16 protein-coding genes are annotated in these 18,419 nt (G+C 42.9%); 8 read left to right on the forward strand and 8 right to left on the reverse strand.

Annotated elements, in window-relative coordinates; all coding sequences use genetic code 11:
• Positions 1 to 506: 506 nt before the first annotated feature.
• From clpP to JMW39_RS11110, 4 genes are all read left to right on the forward strand, one after another.
• Positions 507 to 1,202, forward strand: a complete 696-nt coding sequence (gene clpP, locus JMW39_RS11095; RefSeq protein ID WP_413786233.1) for an ATP-dependent Clp endopeptidase proteolytic subunit ClpP — start codon at positions 507 to 509, stop codon at positions 1,200 to 1,202.
• 147 nt (positions 1,203 to 1,349) lie between these two features.
• Positions 1,350 to 2,663 (forward strand): ATP-dependent protease ATP-binding subunit ClpX, encoded by a 1,314-nt coding sequence (gene clpX, locus JMW39_RS11100; RefSeq protein WP_201546525.1) that lies wholly within the window; start codon positions 1,350 to 1,352, stop codon positions 2,661 to 2,663.
• Positions 2,664 to 2,917: 254 nt separating this feature from the next.
• Positions 2,918 to 3,967, forward strand: coding sequence for an SDR family NAD(P)-dependent oxidoreductase (locus JMW39_RS11105; RefSeq protein ID WP_201546526.1), 1,050 nt, complete (start codon positions 2,918 to 2,920; stop codon positions 3,965 to 3,967).
• A 476-nt stretch (positions 3,968 to 4,443) separates the two neighbouring features.
• Positions 4,444 to 5,439: a c-type cytochrome gene (locus tag JMW39_RS11110; protein ID WP_201546527.1), complete on the forward strand. Its 996-nt coding sequence runs from the start codon at positions 4,444 to 4,446 to the stop codon at positions 5,437 to 5,439.
• 116 nt (positions 5,440 to 5,555) lie between these two features.
• Here JMW39_RS11110 and JMW39_RS11115 read toward each other — a convergent pair whose 3' ends face one another.
• The 3 genes from JMW39_RS11115 to argS form a co-directional block, all read right to left on the reverse strand.
• Positions 5,556 to 6,650 carry a PTS transporter subunit IIC gene (locus JMW39_RS11115; protein WP_413786236.1) on the reverse strand — a complete coding sequence of 365 codons (1,095 nt, stop codon included), beginning with the start codon at positions 6,648 to 6,650 and terminating at the stop codon, positions 5,556 to 5,558.
• 106 nt (positions 6,651 to 6,756) lie between these two features.
• A complete protein-coding gene (locus JMW39_RS11120; protein ID WP_201546529.1) occupies positions 6,757 to 7,575 on the reverse strand; it encodes an SPOR domain-containing protein in 819 nt (272 codons plus the stop codon).
• A 111-nt stretch (positions 7,576 to 7,686) separates the two neighbouring features.
• Positions 7,687 to 9,516: an arginine--tRNA ligase gene (gene argS / locus JMW39_RS11125; RefSeq protein ID WP_201546530.1), complete on the reverse strand. Its 1,830-nt coding sequence runs from the start codon at positions 9,514 to 9,516 to the stop codon at positions 7,687 to 7,689.
• A gap of 387 nt (positions 9,517 to 9,903) precedes the next feature.
• Here argS and JMW39_RS11130 point away from each other — a divergent pair, with 387 nt between their 5' ends.
• A complete protein-coding gene (locus tag JMW39_RS11130) occupies positions 9,904 to 10,122 on the forward strand; it encodes a DUF2788 domain-containing protein (protein WP_201546531.1) in 219 nt (72 codons plus the stop codon).
• Between the two features lie 24 nt (positions 10,123 to 10,146).
• On the opposite strand, the gene JMW39_RS11135 is transcribed toward JMW39_RS11130, so the two are convergent.
• The 3 genes from JMW39_RS11135 to cmoA all read right to left on the reverse strand — a co-directional run bounded on the left by JMW39_RS11135 (position 10,147) and on the right by cmoA (position 13,292).
• Complete coding sequence (locus tag JMW39_RS11135) at positions 10,147 to 11,319, reverse strand: DUF1176 domain-containing protein (RefSeq protein WP_201546532.1); 1,173 nt, start codon at positions 11,317 to 11,319, stop codon at positions 10,147 to 10,149.
• A 43-nt stretch (positions 11,320 to 11,362) separates the two neighbouring features.
• A complete protein-coding gene (gene cmoB / locus JMW39_RS11140) occupies positions 11,363 to 12,397 on the reverse strand; it encodes a tRNA 5-methoxyuridine(34)/uridine 5-oxyacetic acid(34) synthase CmoB (RefSeq protein WP_201546533.1) in 1,035 nt (344 codons plus the stop codon).
• A gap of 73 nt (positions 12,398 to 12,470) precedes the next feature.
• Positions 12,471 to 13,292, reverse strand: a complete 822-nt coding sequence (gene cmoA / locus JMW39_RS11145; protein WP_227679497.1) for a carboxy-S-adenosyl-L-methionine synthase CmoA — start codon at positions 13,290 to 13,292, stop codon at positions 12,471 to 12,473.
• A 266-nt stretch (positions 13,293 to 13,558) separates the two neighbouring features.
• Here cmoA and msrA point away from each other — a divergent pair, with 266 nt between their 5' ends.
• From msrA to JMW39_RS11160, 3 genes are all read left to right on the forward strand, one after another.
• Positions 13,559 to 14,080, forward strand: coding sequence for a peptide-methionine (S)-S-oxide reductase MsrA (gene msrA, locus JMW39_RS11150; RefSeq protein WP_201546534.1), 522 nt, complete (start codon positions 13,559 to 13,561; stop codon positions 14,078 to 14,080).
• A 121-nt stretch (positions 14,081 to 14,201) separates the two neighbouring features.
• A complete protein-coding gene (gene tmpT, locus JMW39_RS11155; RefSeq protein ID WP_201546535.1) occupies positions 14,202 to 14,882 on the forward strand; it encodes a thiopurine S-methyltransferase in 681 nt (226 codons plus the stop codon).
• Positions 14,883 to 15,090: 208 nt separating this feature from the next.
• Positions 15,091 to 16,584: a lytic murein transglycosylase gene (locus JMW39_RS11160; protein ID WP_201546536.1), complete on the forward strand. Its 1,494-nt coding sequence runs from the start codon at positions 15,091 to 15,093 to the stop codon at positions 16,582 to 16,584.
• A 154-nt stretch (positions 16,585 to 16,738) separates the two neighbouring features.
• Here the strand turns inward: JMW39_RS11160 and JMW39_RS11165 are convergent, their stop codons facing one another.
• The gene (locus JMW39_RS11165; protein WP_201546537.1) at positions 16,739 to 17,038 is read right to left on the reverse strand and encodes a hypothetical protein; all 300 of its coding nucleotides are present in this window, start codon (positions 17,036 to 17,038) and stop codon (positions 16,739 to 16,741) included.
• A gap of 226 nt (positions 17,039 to 17,264) precedes the next feature.
• Entirely contained in the window at positions 17,265 to 18,296 is a 1,032-nt protein-coding gene (locus JMW39_RS11170; RefSeq protein WP_227679498.1) for a DUF4062 domain-containing protein, read from the reverse strand.
• Between the last annotated feature and the right edge of the window lie 123 nt (positions 18,297 to 18,419).

The raw sequence follows: 18,419 nt of genomic DNA on the forward strand, positions 1-18,419 counted from the left end.
TTAGCGCTTTAGCGTTACTGCTCTAAAATGTATTACGAATGCCCTAACTTCTGGTTAGGGCATTTTTATTGCTGGCTTATAAATCGCGTGTCTATAAATTGCCGGCTTATTAGCGGCTTTTATTCAGTGTTTATTCATACTACCCTTGATAAATAGGCATAGACGCCTTATTAATAGGGAGTCATTTATCATTTGTCACATTAAAAAGTTACTATTGGCCTGATAAAAAAGTTACCATTAGCTCAATTATTTTTAGCGGTGACTGTTTTTAAACGCTTTTATTTCTAGCTGTTATCTAGAATAACTTTTAAGCGCCGTCTTCAATCAAGAATATGATTGGCGACTTGCTAGCGATATTTAGAGCATTTAATTGAAGCTAATGGGTTTTATTAACAGACGGCTTTTATTAACAGACAGCAATGTTTACAATGATAACCACCATAAAAATTTAGCCAACAACTACTCTATATTTCTTTATTTTATGTACTTATAAACAGGACATCTTTATGACAGATTATGATCGCATCACTGCTAACCCGCATTTTGATATGTTGATGAGTGCGCACAATACTGCCCAGAGCGCACAATATAGCCAAAGCGCGCCACAAGCAGCATTAGTTCCAATGGTGGTTGAGCAGTCAGCGCGCGGTGAACGCTCGTTTGATATTTTCTCACGCCTATTACGTGAGCGCGTTATCTTTTTGACCGGTCAAGTTGAAGACCATATGGCCAATCTTATCGTCGCGCAGTTGCTATTTTTAGAAGCCGAAAACCCTGATAAAGACATCCATTTATATATCAACTCGCCAGGCGGCTCAGTAAGTGCTGGTTTGGCTATTTTTGATACCATGAACTTTATCAAACCTGAAGTATCGACCATCTGTATGGGCGGCGCTTATAGCATGGGTTCATTCTTGCTCGCAGCGGGTCAAAAAGGCAAACGTTATGCCCTAGCCAACTCTCGCGTGATGATTCATCAGCCTTCAGGCGGTGCGCAAGGTCAAGCAACTGATATCGAAATTAATGCGCGTGAAATTCTAAAAACTCGCGCTCGTTTGAACGAGATTTTGGCTGAGCGTACGGGTCAACCGGTTGAGAAAATCGAAAAAGACGTTGAGCGTGACTATTGGTTAGATGCCAAAGAAGCCAAAGAATACGGTCTAGTCGACGAAGTATTAGAGCGTCGCCCTGCTTCTTTATAAGCGCCTTAATAGTAGACGTTTAAAAACCTTAAACATCACTGCCTAAGCGCGATAGGGTAAGAGAAAATATATTAAGTGCCCTGCGCTTTTACATCGATGTCCATAATCAGAATATTGAGCAGTATTAAATTTTAGGAGTGCCGTTATATGGCAGAAGATAACACCCCGCAGTGTTCGTTTTGCGGCAAAGAAAAAAGTGAAGTAAAGCAGCTGATTGCCGCTGACAACGCCAATATCTGTAATGAATGTATTGAGCTATGTACGGACCTGATTGCGGACAGCGCCAAAGATGGTGACGACGATAGCGATATTGACACCTCTTGGGTCAACAAAAAGCTGCCAACGCCAAAAGAGCTACGTGCCAAACTTGATGAATACGTCATCGGGCAAGATGCAGCGAAGAAAGCCTTAGCCGTTGCGGTTTATAACCACTATAAACGCCTAAAAGTCAGCCAGACTCTAGCCAATGACAGTAAAAAAGCTAAGATTGGCGCTGATGATGCGATGGTTGAATTGGCAAAAAGTAATATTTTGTTAATTGGTCCAACCGGCTCTGGTAAAACCTTGTTGGCGCAAACCTTGGCGCGCTTACTCGACGTTCCCTTTGCGATGGCGGATGCCACAACCTTAACCGAAGCCGGTTATGTCGGTGAAGATGTCGAAAACATTGTCCAAAAGCTACTACAAGCGTCAGATTATGATGTCAGTAAAGCTGAGCAAGGCATTATCTATATTGATGAGATTGATAAAATCAGTAAAAAAGGCGATAACCCATCTATCACGCGTGACGTCTCAGGCGAAGGTGTGCAGCAAGCCTTGCTTAAGCTTATCGAAGGTACGGTTGCCGCTATTCCACCACACGGTGGTCGTAAGCATCCACAGCAAGAGCTGATCCAAGTTGATACCAGCAATATCTTAATCATCGTCGGTGGTGCGTTTGCTGGCCTTGATAAAGTCATTCAGCAGCGTACAGAAAAAGGCGGTATTGGTTTTAATGCCGATGTCAGCTCAAAAGATGATAGTAAACGTAGCTCAGAGCTGCTGCAGCAAGTAGAGCCGGAAGATTTGATTAAGTTTGGGCTTATCCCAGAGCTGATCGGTCGTCTTCCTGTGCTCGCTGCTCTCACAGAGCTTGATGAAGATGCTTTGGTACAGATATTGACAGAGCCAAAAAACGCCTTAGTTAAGCAGTATAAATATCTGTTTGATATGGAAGGCGCTGACATTACCTTTACCAAAGAAGCGCTTGATGCCATCGCCAAAAAAGCCATGGCACGCAAAACAGGGGCTCGTGGACTGCGCTCTATCGTTGAAAACGCGCTTCTTGAGACGATGTATGAGCTACCTTCAATGGAAAATGCTAAGACCGTACTCGTTGATGAAGCAGTAATTAACGACGGTAAAATCCCTGAAATCACCTTCTCTAACGGTGACTCAGAACAGATAGCGATCGACGCTTAAAAGTTTTTATCTGCTTTATTAAAGCAGTAATTAAAGTAAAAGTGTCTAGTGTAAATTATGCTAGACACTTTTTTTATGTCCGCTTACTTCTCATTTTATTTCTTGCAGCTAATGTAATGGGTAAAAATGACAGCTGCGTTTATCAATCCCTATCAGCGCTTATCATCAATCATGCTAAGGTAAAGCGACTTTTTATACGTTATCCTTATTTACGACCAAACCTCTAAAATCAATGATACAAAGGACTGTTTATCATGCTTAACACTGTTTCTGGAAATATCTCTGCAGTAGCAAACTCACTACGCCAACATCTGCCTTTTCCCTCTCATCAAGACCATGACATTACTCCCTATTACCGCAACCACGTCGCTGCTATTACTGGGGCTGGCTCTGGTATGGGGCGCGAGCTTGCCATTCATTTGGCAAAAATGGGCTGCCATGTGGCTCTATCAGATATCAATGCTGAGCAACTGGCACAAACTAAAGATTTACTGGTCGGCTATGATGTCAAAGTCACCACCACCGTACTTGATGTCTCAGACAATAAGGCAGTTGAAGCGTGGGCTGATAGCGTGATGGCAGAGCATGGTAAAGTAAACTTTATCTTTAATAATGCGGGCGTGGCACTTTATTCAACTGTAGAAGGTAGCAGCATTAGCGAGCTTGAATGGGTCATAGATATCAATTTTTGGGGCGTGGTTTATGGTACCAAGGCATTTTTACCCTTGATTAAAAACAGCGTCAAAGAAAGTGAAGTTAATGACAACAACAAAGATAGTAACAAGAATAACAAAGCGCGCCAGTTTAACGAACACGGCCACATCATTAATATCTCAAGCTTATTTGGTTTGACCGCGCAGCCTTCACAATCTGCTTATAACGCCAGCAAATTTGCTGTACGTGGTTTTACCGAAAGCTTGCGTCAAGAGCTAGATATTCAGCGTTGCGGCGTATCAGCGACCTGTATTCATCCCGGTGGCATTAAGACCAATATCGCTAATAGCGCTCGTGGTAACGACAGTATCAGCGACCTTGGCATGCGTAGCGGCCGTAAAGCCATCAGTAGTTTTAATAAATTCTTAAAATTTGATGCCAACGCCGCTGCTTGGATTATTTTGCAGGCTGCCGCAAGCAATCATCCTCGCTGCTTGATTGGCAATGATGCCAAAATGATGGATGCTGTCCAACGAGCTTTTCCAGCGCACTATAGCACTGTCCTAAACCGCGTCAATAAACTGTCACGCAAGTTAAAAGGCAAAAAACGCACAAAAACGGCTGATCGCAAAGCGATAATTACTAATTAATCTAGTGGCAAATAAACGGCAATAAGTTAAACCGCTAAAAAGATATCCTTAACAAAAAAGCGCGTAAATATTTTCATATTTACGCGCTTTTTTAGTGAAAAAATATAGTCGCCGATACTATCTAAAGTATTGACTATCTATTTACATCGTTTGTCGTGTTAGGTTTTATTTTAATTTAATTTAAAAACACTTTACGTATTTGTATTTGATACAATCATGTTACTAGCAACTTACAGATTGATTACTTTTCAGATTCTGGCAGGCAAAATAAAACGGATTAATGGGTAAAAGTGCGCCTTAGCGGTACGCTAATAATATGACGCCCGTTATTTTAGCCCTTATAAATATCGAATTTAAATGTCGAAATCCTAGCTTCTACTTTATCCAAAATATTGAAATAATTTCTACCATCATGACCACTAAATTATCATAAAAATATAGTTTTACATATTATTTTTCATCATAAGGATATTCCAATGACAAATTTCCCACGCGCCAAGCCCTCCTCCCTTTTAGTAGCCACTATTTTTGCCATTAGCGCCGTCAGTATGACCGGCTGTAGCAATAGCGGTGAAACCAAAGCCGTTGACCGTCTAGAAGAGGCAGAGGCGTTAGCCCGTGTCAAAGCCCTCGAAGCCCGTGCAGATACGCTACAAAGCAATATGCCAGCGGCCAATGATATGAGCGCTAGTGCAGGCGGCGGTGATACGGCTGGCGCAGCAGGTGGCAAACCAGCGATTAAAATGCCAGACGAATCGACTATTCCAGATGATGAATATGGGGCAGCAGTACGCCGCGGCCTACAACTCGCTAATCATACCTATAAAGAGCTGCCAAATAACGTTGGCAACCAGCTTAACTGCACCAGCTGTCATTTAGGTAATGGCTCAGAAGCCTATGCCGCACCTTGGAATAATATGACCAGTATTTACCCTGTTTACCGTTCGCGCGCAGGTCGCGTCAACGTGATACAAGAGCGGATTAATGGCTGTTTTGAGCGCTCAATGAATGGTAAAGGACTTGAGCTGGGTTCAGATGATATGAACGCCATGGTATCTTATATGAGCTGGTTGTCACAAGACATGCCATTCGGGGTGTCACCTGAAGGTCGCGGTTTCGTCAAAGTGGATAAAAACCTCGAGCCAAATACTGAAACAGGTGAAAAGCTATTTGCAGAAAAATGTAGCGTTTGTCACGGTGACAATGGCGAAGGGCAATATAACGATGATGGCACTTATATCTATCCAGCAGTTGCTGGTGATAAGTCCTTTAACGATGGCGCGGGCATGGCACGTACTTATACTGCTGCGGCCTTTATTAAAGGTAAAATGCCATTTGGACAAGGTAATACGCTAAGTGACCAAGAAGCGGTCGATATTGCCGCCTACTTTACCCACTTGCCGCGCCCTGTAAAAGCCAATAAAGACAAAGATTGGCCAAACGGCGATGCACCAAAAGATGTCCGTCGTTAATTAATAAAGCTCATAATTTACACAATAAAAAAAGCCCAGCTACTTAATAGCTGGGCTCTTTTATCATTGGTAGTTAGAATAAACAGTTAGGATAATTTGCGTCCTTTACCTTTAATTTAAGGCAGTTTCATATCGCCATCGACCAACCAACCAAGGCGACGCATCACATAAGCGACCACACCAGCGATAAGCGCAGGTAAAACGAACATCAATAAAATAATCGCTGTCCATAACTGAGTACTGCTCATGATTTCTTGTGATGCTTCAATGACACCAAACACCCCAACCAACCCTGCCGTACCCATACCTGCGCCGGTCGCCGTACAAGCTAGCCCAAAGCCAACAGTTGCAATAGGACCAACAATGGCGCTCGCAATCACAGCAGGAAGCAACACCAGCGGTTTTTTTAGGACATTAGGGATTTGTAGCATACTGGTGCCAAGTCCTTGAGATATGACGCCACTGATGCCGTTATCTTTAAAACTGGCCACCGCAAAACCAATCATATGCGCCGCGCAGCCAACCACCGCTGCCCCACCTGCTAAGCCGCCAAGTCCAATAGCGATACAGATAGCTGCGCTTGAGGTCGGTAGCGTCAATAAAATCCCAACGACAACCGCAATTACGATACCCATCAATAATGGCTGTAACTCAGTCGCTGCTTGAATACCGTGACCAATAGCATTGACCGCAGCAACGACCGGAGGATTAAGTAGCGCACAAACCATTAGTGCAACGGCACAAACCACTAAAGGGATAAGCAAAATATCGAGCTTGGTCTTGCCAGCGACCCAAGTACCGGCACGATAAGCAAACACTGAGGTCAAATAAGCACCAATTGGATTACCGGGCAGCGCAGCAAAGGTTGCTGGACCAGATTCTTGCGCTATAAATAAGTTGCCTGCCATTAAGGCTTCAGAATGCGCACCAAGCATCCCTGCGACCAAACAGCTAAGCATCACCAAAGTTGGCGCTTTAAGATAATAAGCGATGCCAACACCGATACCCGCCCCCATCAGCACTGACGCCAGCTTACCAACAGCAACTAACGCCGCGATATTTAACCAACCACCAATTTGCGAGATGATAAGACCGGCGATAAGGGTAACAAACAGCCCTAACGCCATCCCTGTAAAAGCATCAATAAAATACTTTTGAAAAAAAGCTTTAACCATACCAACGGGTGCAGTTTCTGAAGGAGTCGCAGTCATCATAATGCTCTTATATTAAGTTTGCTAAAAGATGCCGAAAAATATATCAAAAAAAAGGGATAAAAAAAGCGTCTTCGTGACGCTTTTTTTAATCAATAATTTGCCCTTAACGGCGCTGCTCAACGATAATAGAATCAATGCCATTATTTTGTAGGCGCTGCTGGGCAGTAGCAACCGCTTGACGGTTACTCATCGGGCGTGAAATCACCTGATAAATAGGCAAGCCGTTACCCGTGGTGTTTTTAACGACACGAGCGTCCACACCCGCCATCAGCACTTGCGCACGGCGACGGTCTGCTTCGTCGGCATCTCCAAAGCTGTTGATTTGCAAAATATAAGTCGCCGCAGGTTTAGCTGGCTGGATACTTGCAGTGCCAGCACTAGGTTTGTTTGTAGCCGCACCTGTATTACTCGTAGCTGGTGTGCCGTCATAGGTAGCATCTTCTTCAACGATGACAATATCGTCATCATTATTATTGGCTGCATTATTAGCATTGTTGCCACGATTCGGCTCAATAGTGGTGCTTTCAGAGATGCCAAAGTTACCCGCATCATTAACACCGGGTGTGGTACTTTCTGGCTGATTGACGATCACATCTGGCTCAAAGTCAGTGATTTGACCTGATTGGCTACCACTGCCTTCACCAAAGTCTTCATCAGGGATGGTTGCCATCTCTTGATTGGGCAAAATATCATAGAACTCATAATCACCATTATCGGTATCGGTATCGACTCGTTGCTGCACTTGTCTATCAGGATCGGTAGTATCACCGCTGCCCGCAGGACTAAAATTAAACAAGGGTGAGAGGTATAAAAACACCCCAATCATGAGCGTCAACACCGCCCCAACAAACATCCATAATAAGCCTGACACACTACTAGTTTTGCGTTTTTCAGTGGCACCTTTTGGTTTTTTGGCTAACATGGATCTCGTTCTCCCTACTGAATATATCTATCGTTGTCGAATTATCAATGTTGAACTGTCATTGTCGAATAGTCGGCGGCGAATCATGGCTAGCAGCCGTTTCTCTTTATACTACATGCTAGACGGTGCAGACAAGCCTAATAAACTCAGCCCATTAGCCAATACTTGCCTGACCGCTTTAGATAAGCGTAGGCGAGCCTGCATCATATCCATCTCATCTTGGCTTGGCGTCTCACCCGAAGTCAAACTGACGGGCAAAATGCGATTGCCATCATACCAACCATGAAATAACGCCGCCAACTCTTTTAGATAATTGGTTAAGATATGCGGCTCATAGCCTGTCGCTGACCGTAGCAAGGTTGCAGGATAAGCGGCTAGCAATTTAATCAATTCTTCTTCGCTTGGTGCGATTAATAGCTCTTGCTTCTCAGCACCGATAATATCATTTACTTGCAGACCACTGGTTTCTAGTTTTTCTAACACGCGGCAAACCCGTGCATGCGCATACTGAATATAGAAAACCAAGTTGTCTTTACTTTGCGATTTAGCCAGCTCTAAGTCAAAATCAACATGTACTTCAGGCTTACGGGCAACGTAATAGAAGCGCGCAGCATCGTTACCGACCTCTTGACGCAGCTCACGTAAAGTGACAAATTTGCCCGAACGTGACGACATTTGCACTTTTTCATTACCGCGCCATAAGGCGACAAACTGTACCAGCACCACATCAAGACGGTCGGCATCGATACCGAGCGCCGTTAACGCCGCTTTTACTCGTGGGACATAGCCATGATGGTCAGCGCCCCAAACGTTAATGACTTTATCAAAACCGCGATCAAATTTGTTTTTATGATAAGCGATATCAGAAGCAAAATAGGTGCTTTGACCATTGGCACGGCGTACCACACGGTCTTTTTCATCACCAAAATCGGTCGATTTGAACCAAATATTGCCGTCTTTTTCGTACAAATAGCCTTTTTCATCGAGGATTTGTAAAACAGGCTCAATTTCGCTATCGATGGATCTTTCGCTAAACCAGCATTCATAACGGACACCAAAATCATTTAAGTCGTCTTTGATATCAGCCAAAATACTGCTCAATGCCGCATTTAAAAACAGCTCATAACCTTCACCAAGCAAAGCTTTGCTATTGGCAATCAGTCCGTCGACATGAGCCTCTTTATCGCCTGATAGCAGTACTTTTTCACTATCAGCATTTATCTCAAACTGCGCATCTGCTGCTACGTCTTTAGCAATTTCTGCAAAACTGTGGACGTAGCTATCCCCATGCTGGGTCTTTAGAGTTTGCGCAATATCACTGACATAGTCGCCTTGATAACCGTTGACTGGGAATATGACTGACTCGCCGTTGGCTTCTAGATAACGCAAGTAGGTACTGGTCGCTAAAATATCCATTTGGCGACCGGCGTCATTGACATAATACTCACGCGTAACATCATAACCAATGGCTTCAAGCAAGTTTGCTACGCTCATGCCAAAGGCGGCTCCGCGTCCATGACCGACGTGCAGACTAGACGTTGGGTTAGCCGAGACAAATTCAACTTGGATTTTTTGACCTTTAAACTGCTTGCTTAAACCAAAGCGTTCTTGCAGCTTAAAGATATCGTCTAACACGGCAAATTTGGCTTCGGTATTTAAAAACACGTTGATAAAGCCGGGGCCCGCGATTTCTACTTGACGAATATTTTGGTTTTCAGGCAAGGCGTTGACGATTTTTTCAGCAAGTTGGCGCGGATTGGCTTTCGCAGCTTTAGCGGCCGTTAGCGCGATATTGCTCGCAAAATCACCATGGCTGGTATCTTTTGTCCGTGTAATTTGGCTGTTGTTTTGCCAATCAGCCGGTAGTTCGCCGTCATTTTTTAGGGCTTGGATGGCACTATCAAATAGTGAGGCGAGCGTATCAATTTGGGCTTGTGACATAGGACTATAAACTCAGATAAATGAACAAAAAAATTGATGAACTATAAGGTAATACGAAAAAAATAAGTAACCTATAAATATAACAACCTTTAGAGGTTATTGCACTATTTGAAGCAAAAATAGCGTTAAAACCACCGCTATTATACTAGATACGCGTAGCTTAGGAGGTGATGGCTATTATAGGCTGCCGATACAGGGTTATTTAGGCTGATTGTAGCGTTACTGTTGCCTGATGTTAGTGAAATATTTATAGCGGCTCTATTACACGTTATAATGAAAAACAGTTATCGCCTACTTTCTCTCTAAACCATCATTTGATGGATAAAAAATATAAAGACACACGCTAGAGTATGCGCTACTTTACACTTTCATTTATAGGATAAAACCATGTTTGCTATTGCTTCTAGTACCGTCACTATTTGGGGTATGTATATTTTATTGCCCATCTTTATTGCTTTTTTATTCTTTATTATTTGGGACTTATCAAAACAGTCTGAAGCTGGTCGCGCTGGGACTTTTTGGATGTTTTTAGCCCTTGGTGCAGGTTTTATTGGTTTTATCCTAAAAGTATTGATAGAAATGGCATTTAAACGCTGGTTTATCTAACTACTGCTTAAGTACCACTATAACTCAATTAACCTTGTTATCACTTCTTATGACTTCACTGGTATAGGTTGGTAAATCCCATGCACCACCAGCAAAGCCTCGGCACATTCCTGTACTAGAATCTTCTGTCAGTGCAAAGGTTTTGCCATCCCAAACCCATACTGCGCGATTCCAGCAATCGCCTATTCCTCTATCCTTATGAATAGCGTAAATCTCACCATCAGAGTAATCACTCGCTGATGTCGTAATCAGTGTTGGCTTGCTTGGCTTAGCATGATTTATCAGCCAATGACCTACACCCATATTATAAGCACCTATCCAGCATTCATGAGTAGCTAATGTATGCTTACTATCTACCGGAATAAAATCCCAACCTAACCTATCAGCACCAAATTCCTGCATTCGTTGGTATGCTTCGGTTTTTGGATTAACCAGCTCACAATCTCCCATACCATCATTAGAACCTACTAGCTCTTTAGCATCAATATCAATCCATTTATTTATATTTTTCTGAAAATAAACCAACTTTGCAGGGGTTAGCTGTTTTTTATCCTTATCAGCATATGAGTACACTTTTTTAATCACAGGTTTCGCTTTAGGCGATTTCGGTGTTTGTCGATTCATACTACTTTTACTAACCAGTGCCAACGGTGTACCGACACGACCTTGTACTTCGTCAAGTTTCAGCAATACCGCCGCCAATCCTTTGTCAGATACTTGCCATTGATAAATACCTGACGTGAACTGTATCTTAGTATTTTGATTGGCGAGTTTGAGCAGTTGCTGTGCCTGTGCGGTACTCAACTGACCCTCTCTTTCAGATGACAGTTGGATGAAGCCATAAGACTTATTATTTAATAATAACTCAACTTTATAGTTGGTTTTTGATAACTGTTCAGGTACTAATTTTTCTTGCTCAAGCTCTTCCCAATTACTCAACTTAACTTGCACTGTAGATAGCTTTTTACCCGCTTCTACTGTAATCAATACACTAGCGTCACCTAACTTATCAGAAGAAACTAAACCTTCAGCGGCATAACCGGCTGCTCGGCAAGTCAAGGTATTATCACAAACCAATTGCCAATCGTCTTTGACAAAACCCCAGCCTTCAAACGGCGTGCCATAAGCATCATCCGCTATCGTAGATAGTGAAAACAAACTGACAGCAACCATAATCACAATAGTCGATATTCTCATAATCTACTCTCCTTGTTTTTATGACTGCTTACCGTCATAAACGCTATTTTTTGGCAATAATCGTGGCACGCATCGGTGCAGGATAGCCTTCAATGGTTTTACTGGCATCATTAGGGTTTAAAAAATCCGCCAACGAATGATAAGTCATCCAGTCGGTTTTGCGCTGCTCATTGGTAGAAGTAGCGGCGACATCGACGCAGCGTACGTCGGTAAATCCAGCCTTTTCTAACCAGCCGATAAGTGCCGCTACAGACGGTAGAAAATACACGTTATTCATCTGCGCATAACGGTCATGCGGCACCAGTACGGTATTGGCATCGCCATCAATCACTAAAGTCTCAAGCACTAGCTCACCGCCTTTAACCAACTGACCTTTTAACTGTTGCAAGTGCTCAAAGGGCGATTGACGATGATAGAGCACACCCATACTAAATACCGTATCGAACAACTGACTGTGCTCCGGCAAGGCTTCCAATGGCACCGGAATATAATGGGTACGGTGATCGTCAGCATTACCGACAAAATGACGAATCGCCATAAACTGATGATAGAACAAGCATGATGGGTCAATAATAATGACTGTATCAGCCCCTGCGCCTGCCATACGCCAACCGTGATAGCCTGAGCCACCACCTACATCTAATACGCGACGTCCTTTTAAATTACCCAAATGCGGTGCGACCCTTTGCCATTTCCAATCACTGTGCCATTCGGTATCTATAAATATCGAACTGTCTTCATCACTACCAATTTGACCACCAATCTGAAAAGGCCCTTTACGCCAAGGCATCAGCTGCTTTAACAGTGCCATCGTTTGTTTACGCTCAGAGTCGCTTAGATTGGCAGCAATCGTTAAGACATCGTTGTCTAAATCAACATTATTGACTGTTATTTCTGGCAAACGTGCTACTGATGCTTGGTAAGCGGGCGCATGAGCGTAATTGGCTTTGTCTTTGATATCATTGAGCCACGTTGGTAACCGCGTTAGCCACTCATAAGCGCTCGGCTGCTGTTGCGCCAACGTCAACAAGGTTAAATATAATTCACGTTCAGCGTGAGTAATGGTGTCATTAAACATAAAGGGCGGTTACCGTATTAATAAAGCACTGATAAAAACTTCGATTTGGCAAAAAATTTGCGCCGACTAGCGGTTATTTAAACGCCACAATAGAAACAAAGTTTAAAAATTGAAACCACGTTAAATGACGTTGAAAACCAACTTGCGCCAAACGCGCATGATGCCCATCTAATGTATCAGTAATAAGGACATTCTCTAGCGCATTACGTTTGCCACTAATTTCCATCTCGGTATAACCGTTAGCACGTTTAAAATCATAATAACGCTCAACCAACCATGCATCATACTGCTCATCAAAAGCATGGGTTTTTTCGGTTAATACTAGTATGCTACCTTCACTTAATGCGGCATAAATTTTCTCAAGCACCGCTACTCTATCAGCGGCCGGCAAAAACTGCAGCGTCAAATTAAGAATGACCATATCGCATGCCTCAAACTCAACATCACGAATATCAGCGGTGATGACTTCTATATTATGCGCTGGATAATTCTCAGTTAACAAAGCACTGGCCTCAGTGGTCATCGCTGGCGAGATATCAATCGCCTTAATCTGCAAATCTTGCGGCTCAAACTCGCCTGCCAATGCCATACTTGCCGCCCCAAGCGAGCAGCCCAAATCATAAATACGACTAACGCGCTGACCACTATTATCTTGTTGGCGGTACTTACAGTGGCGCCGGGCAAATATCGGCAGCATCGCCAGCACTTGACCATAACCAGGCACACTGCGACGAATCATATCAGGGAAACAAGCCACCACTTGCTCATCAAAAGAGAAGCGTGCCGCTTTATCCAGTGGCGTGGTGAATAGGGTGTCATGCTTAATGATGTCGTTTTTAACACTATCATTAGTAACGGTGTCATTAGTAAGGTTAGCAGGCTTGGTTTGGCTCATGGGGTTGCTCGTTTTTTGATAGTGTAACTTTGATTTTTGATAATAGAACTCGAATGAAAGAGTATGGCGCTAATGTTTTTTAAGTCATTTTTAGATAGCAAAAGCCCATTATAACATTACTGTTTGTTACTTATCGCGAGCAACTGCCCTGCTAAGCTAAATAGGTAATGCTAAGCGCAATGTTTACTTTATAAAGGCAGTATTGAAAGATGAAAACATTGCAACCAAATAAACAACTTAGCTCACCTCTAATAATAGGAACAATTATGCAAACCATTATATTAGGCGGCGGCTGCTTTTGGTGCACCGAATCGGTATTTTTATCGCTAAAAGGCGTACAGTCTGTCGTATCAGGCTATATGGGTGGCGAAGCTACTACCGCTAATTATCAAGCCGTCTGTGGCGGTAACACCGGACACGTTGAAGTGATTAACATTACCTTTGATGAGTCTGTTCTACCCTTAGAAGTATTGCTTGATGTATTCTTTGGCACCCATGATCCTACGACTAAAGACCGTCAAGGTAATGATGTCGGTAGCCAATATCGCAGCGTCGTCTATTACACCGATGACAATCAAAAACCAACCATCGATCGCACCATTAATAAGCTACGCGATATGGGTCTGAATATCGTCACTGAAGTGCATCCGGCAGTTGAATTTTATATCGCTGAAGAAGCTCATCAAGACTTTTTTAATCGCAATCCCGGTCAGGCTTACTGTAACTTTGCGATACCGCCAAAACTTGCCAAACTGCGCAAAGAGTTTAGCCAGTATATGATCAGCTAATAGATTGCTATGATTGTTATACGCTATAAAGGCCAAGGGTTCATACGCTTGGCTTTTTTATTGCGTTTAGCGCTATGATAATGTTAAACCTTTAAAGCATTGATATGCTAGGAATAATGGTATGAATTCTGAATTTTGGCAACAGCGCTGGCAAGAAGGTCGTATTGGCTTTCATAAGTCTGACGTTAACCCTGAGCTAATCAAATACTTTTCTAATCTGGCGTTGCCCATCGGTAGCCGAGTATTAGTGCCTTTGTGCGGTAAATCGGTTGATATGGTATGGCTAGCTTGCGCAGGCTACGACGTCGTTGGCATTGAGCTGGTCGAATCAGCTGTGCAAGCGTTCTTTGCTGAGCAAAATATCACGCCTACTATTACTGAATTGACTAGCGCTGCTGATAAATCCACTTTAAAACGCTATCAAGGTCAGCTGACTGGTCAAACCATCACTTTATGGGTGGCGGATATTTTTGCCCTGAGCGCGATAGATATTGGTGCTATTAATGCCATTTATGATCGAGCGGCGTTGATAGCCTTGCCAGCAAATATGCGTGCTGATTATAGTAGGCACATAGTTAAACTTAGCAATAACGCGCCACAGCTATTAATTACCCTTAACTACGATCAAAGTAAAAAAGACGGCCCGCCTTTTTCGATTACTCAGCAGCAATTACATCAGTATTATAGTGCTGATTATAAAATCGTTGAGCTTGCAAGCAAGTCATCGACCCTTAATGCTAACTCTGAGATATTGGTAACTGAGCATGTTTGGCTATTAAAGCCTCAATCAACTCAGTATTAACTGATAATAAAAAACATAAGAAAAGCCATAGATCTAATTTTAGTCTTATAGCCAAACCCTCTTCTAACCTCACGCCACCGTCAATTTATAGTAACTGAGTGCTTCGATACCTTTTCTTTACTATTGAGATTGGTTACTCTAAGTCCATACTGCTTAAACCAGCTTTGTTCTCTTTCAATGACTATTTCGATGTTTATAGGATATTTCCATGCGTTTTTCTTCATCTTCTACTTTATCGCTACTTAGCATCGCCGTTGGTCTCAGCCTTGCTAGCACCGCACAGGCTGCAAAACCAGCAGTGCCTGAATTATCTAATAACCAGTTTCAGCAGTGCTTAGATGGTCTAAAAAATTCTAGTAAATTCCGCGGCGTCGATAGCTTTACCTTCAATAACTATCGCCCAAGCCAGCCTGATCCTAGCGTGATTCAGTCATTGAACTATCAGCCAGAGTTTCAAAAGGACGTCTGGGATTATCTGTCGTCACTTGTCGATACGGAACGAGTAGAAGATGGTATCCGTGCCAAACGCCAGTGGGCAGATACCCTGCGTAAAATTGAATCGCGCTATGGTGTCAAAGCCGAGCACATATTAGGGGTTTGGGGCGTGGAGTCTAACTTTGGTCAGACGTTGGGTAAAAAACCCTTGTTTGAATCTTTAGCGACGCTGTCTTGCTTCGATCGTCGTCAAAGCTATTTCCAAGGCGAATACGCCAATGCCTTAAAGATTGTGCAAAATGGCGATATCGCACCTAGTGATATGACTGGCTCATGGGCAGGTGCGTTTGGACAGACACAATTTATGCCTAGTACATTTTTAGAATTAGCCGTCGATTTCGATGGTGATGGTCGTCGCGATTTGGTCAACAGCGTCCCTGATGCGCTTGCCTCTACTGCCAACTTTTTAGACAAACGTGGCTATCGTTCAGGTGAGCCATGGGGCTATGAAGTCAAACTTCCGAGTGGATATTGGGGCGCATCGAACCGTAAAGACAAAAAATCTATCAGTCATTGGCGCAATCAAGGATTGACATTGGCGAACGGCAGCCCTCTGCCTTCTGATTTAGATAGTGCCGGTTTATTATTGCCTGCAGGTCCTGACGGTCCCGCATTCTTAGTCGGTAAAAACTTCGATACTTTCTATTCTTATAATGCCTCAGAAAGCTATGCACTGGCTATTGCGCATTTATCAGATCTGATTACCCGTGAAGATAGCAGCAAAACCGACTTTATCACCGCTTGGCCAACTGATGACCCTGGTATTGGTCGCCAAGAATCTCGAGCAATTCAGCAAGCATTATTAAATGCCGGCTACGATATTGGAGAAGTCGACGGCATTATCGGTGATAATACGCGCACTGCTATTCAACAATACCAATCGAGCCGTGGTATTTCCCCAGCCGATGGACGCGCCGGACAGAAGTTTTATCGCGCAATCGTTGGCAATAGCGCTGCCAGCAGTTCTCAATATGGCAATCAATACGGGCAACCAGCAAACAGTCGTCCTTTAAATGCTGCCCCTGCAGACCGTATGGGACAATTGATTCAACAGCAAACTGGCAGCTCAAACTCTAACACTTATTCAGTACAGCCATCTGCGCAGCCAACTGTTAGACCATCAACATTTTCAAGCAATACGCGCTATCGCCGTGTTACCAATCCTGATGGTACGGTGAAACTTGTACGTGTAGATGAAGGTTCGTAGTTTTATTTTGACCTGAACTATTAGTAATTTAGGCCAATAATGGTTAAAAATCTAACGAAAAAGCCACGCAAATTAGCGTGGCTTTTTTATGAAATACATTTAATGCGTTAAAAATAAATGGTGATTATTAAAAAATCTCTATCAATAATAGCTATTAAACAATCGGTGGCGGGTTTGGTTTACCATTGTCGCCGTCCCAATTTTCGCGTGCTTTATCATCTAGATCAGCAGGCGTTTTTGGCTCCCATTTACCATTTTCTTTCCACGTAGCATCGCCCCAATCGGCATCTTCTTCTTTTCTATCCAAATCTTTATAGGCTTGGGTTGGATCAATACCGCGGCGCTTCATATCGGCGACTTGCTCTTCCAAGGTATGAAACTGGTTTGCATCGTGCATTTTCTCTTCCAAACTGGTTAATTCACTTTTTAAGCTATCGTTTTTAGAATTACTCATTATTTATTCTCCCTAGTTGTTCAATATGGTCATGTGCTTATCATCTTCATTATCACGGGAATTGCCTCGCTTCACAACCATTGCGACGTATACTTTGTATTACAAAACGTAGCCATGAACGTCGAAAAACCCATTTAGATAACTATCAATTGAGTTATAGCTAGCGATTGAATTAATGAGAGGTATTAGACAAGGTATTTATCAAAAATAGAATGGATAGCTTAAGCTAACTGAGCGGTAAAAATGCCTGACTGTCTATTTTTGGTTTTTTATCAGCCAATAAGCTTTTGGCATAAAAAGTGAGCTTCCAAAGCTCTTGGGTGACCCGTGTGCCGTAAGTGGTTAACTGTATCCAATTAGCCGCCACCAATTGACGCTGCAATTGATTTAAATCATCTTGAGAAATCTGACAACGCGACACAGCGTGGACGTTTGGCATGTCTTTTTTAATATCTGTTTCAGCTCGGATGGCAATTAGGCGATTGATGGCGCTTTGTAGACCATAGCTTGAAAAGGTGGCGGGAATTTTCATCAACGTGACGAGTACTTCTTGCCACGACAAAATCATGGGCCTGGTCACATCAGTTAAATTACCGCCTTCATAGGCTTGCGCTTTATATTGAATCTCAAAGGTATCGGTCAGAATAATGGGTTTACTAACATTATCAGTGGCAAGATGATTAATAATCACGGGGCGAGATTGGGCTTGTTTAGGCTCTTTATTGGTCGAAAAAGCGCTAGCTATTTCATCAGTAATGGCAGATTTATTGGCTTTCATAAGCTCGTCACTGACTCTTACCCAGCCATCCCCGACTTCGTGATTGGCAACCATTTTATAGTAAGCCTGAATGAGCAGCTGCTCGATATCATTTTCGGTTTCATAATAATAAATCTTCTCGGCTTTTTGCGTCACCATATTGGTAAATTCTTGCAGCTGCCGACTGATATTAACCTCATTATGGTGACTCTTGACCAATATCAATAAGGGTTTAAGCTTGGCTTTAGCATTGAGATAGCTCAAATGCATTTGACTGACACCTGTATTGTGCGCCGTACCATAGTTATCGCCAATAATCATCAGCGCATAGTCGCAGGCGTCGATACACTGACGACCATATAGCGACGCTTTTGGTAATTTGCTAGAAACGTCATAGGTTAAAAATGCGCGGGCTTGAAAAAACATCGCCACACTGTCTAAAACCAACAGTTGGTCGTTGTCAGCGCATATGACGTGAATATGATAGCGACGGTTTGGCACAATCACCCCTAAGCTCAGATAATTATATAAATGGTATTCATATAAATAATAGCCATATAAATATTAGTCGTGTGAATATTAGTCATGTGAATTGCTAATGAAATCTGGGTAACTTTATATATT

The sequence above is a fragment of the Psychrobacter immobilis genome (assembly GCF_904846175.1).
GTDB classification, from domain to species: domain Bacteria; phylum Pseudomonadota; class Gammaproteobacteria; order Pseudomonadales; family Moraxellaceae; genus Psychrobacter; species Psychrobacter immobilis_E.

Excerpts from the sequence above, each read along its gene's own strand:
- JMW39_RS11110 (WP_201546527.1), top strand. The coding sequence starts at position 4,444 with ATGACAAATTTCCCACGCGCCAAGCCCTCCTCCCTTTTAGTAGCCACT.
- JMW39_RS11160 (WP_201546536.1), top strand. The coding sequence starts at position 15,091 with ATGCGTTTTTCTTCATCTTCTACTTTATCGCTACTTAGCATCGCCGTT.
- JMW39_RS11130 (WP_201546531.1), top strand. The coding sequence starts at position 9,904 with ATGTTTGCTATTGCTTCTAGTACCGTCACTATTTGGGGTATGTATATT.
- JMW39_RS11105 (WP_201546526.1), top strand. The coding sequence starts at position 2,918 with ATGCTTAACACTGTTTCTGGAAATATCTCTGCAGTAGCAAACTCACTA.
- JMW39_RS11120 (WP_201546529.1), bottom strand. The coding sequence starts at position 7,575 with ATGTTAGCCAAAAAACCAAAAGGTGCCACTGAAAAACGCAAAACTAGT.
- clpX (WP_201546525.1), top strand. The coding sequence starts at position 1,350 with ATGGCAGAAGATAACACCCCGCAGTGTTCGTTTTGCGGCAAAGAAAAA.
- tmpT (WP_201546535.1), top strand. The coding sequence starts at position 14,202 with ATGAATTCTGAATTTTGGCAACAGCGCTGGCAAGAAGGTCGTATTGGC.
- cmoA (WP_227679497.1), bottom strand. The coding sequence starts at position 13,292 with ATGAGCCAAACCAAGCCTGCTAACCTTACTAATGACACCGTTACTAAT.
- argS (WP_201546530.1), bottom strand. The coding sequence starts at position 9,516 with ATGTCACAAGCCCAAATTGATACGCTCGCCTCACTATTTGATAGTGCC.
- msrA (WP_201546534.1), top strand. The coding sequence starts at position 13,559 with ATGCAAACCATTATATTAGGCGGCGGCTGCTTTTGGTGCACCGAATCG.
- JMW39_RS11135 (WP_201546532.1), bottom strand. The coding sequence starts at position 11,319 with ATGAGAATATCGACTATTGTGATTATGGTTGCTGTCAGTTTGTTTTCA.
- cmoB (WP_201546533.1), bottom strand. The coding sequence starts at position 12,397 with ATGTTTAATGACACCATTACTCACGCTGAACGTGAATTATATTTAACC.
- JMW39_RS11115 (WP_413786236.1), bottom strand. The coding sequence starts at position 6,650 with ATGACTGCGACTCCTTCAGAAACTGCACCCGTTGGTATGGTTAAAGCT.
- clpP (WP_413786233.1), top strand. The coding sequence starts at position 507 with ATGACAGATTATGATCGCATCACTGCTAACCCGCATTTTGATATGTTG.
- JMW39_RS11165 (WP_201546537.1), bottom strand. The coding sequence starts at position 17,038 with ATGAGTAATTCTAAAAACGATAGCTTAAAAAGTGAATTAACCAGTTTG.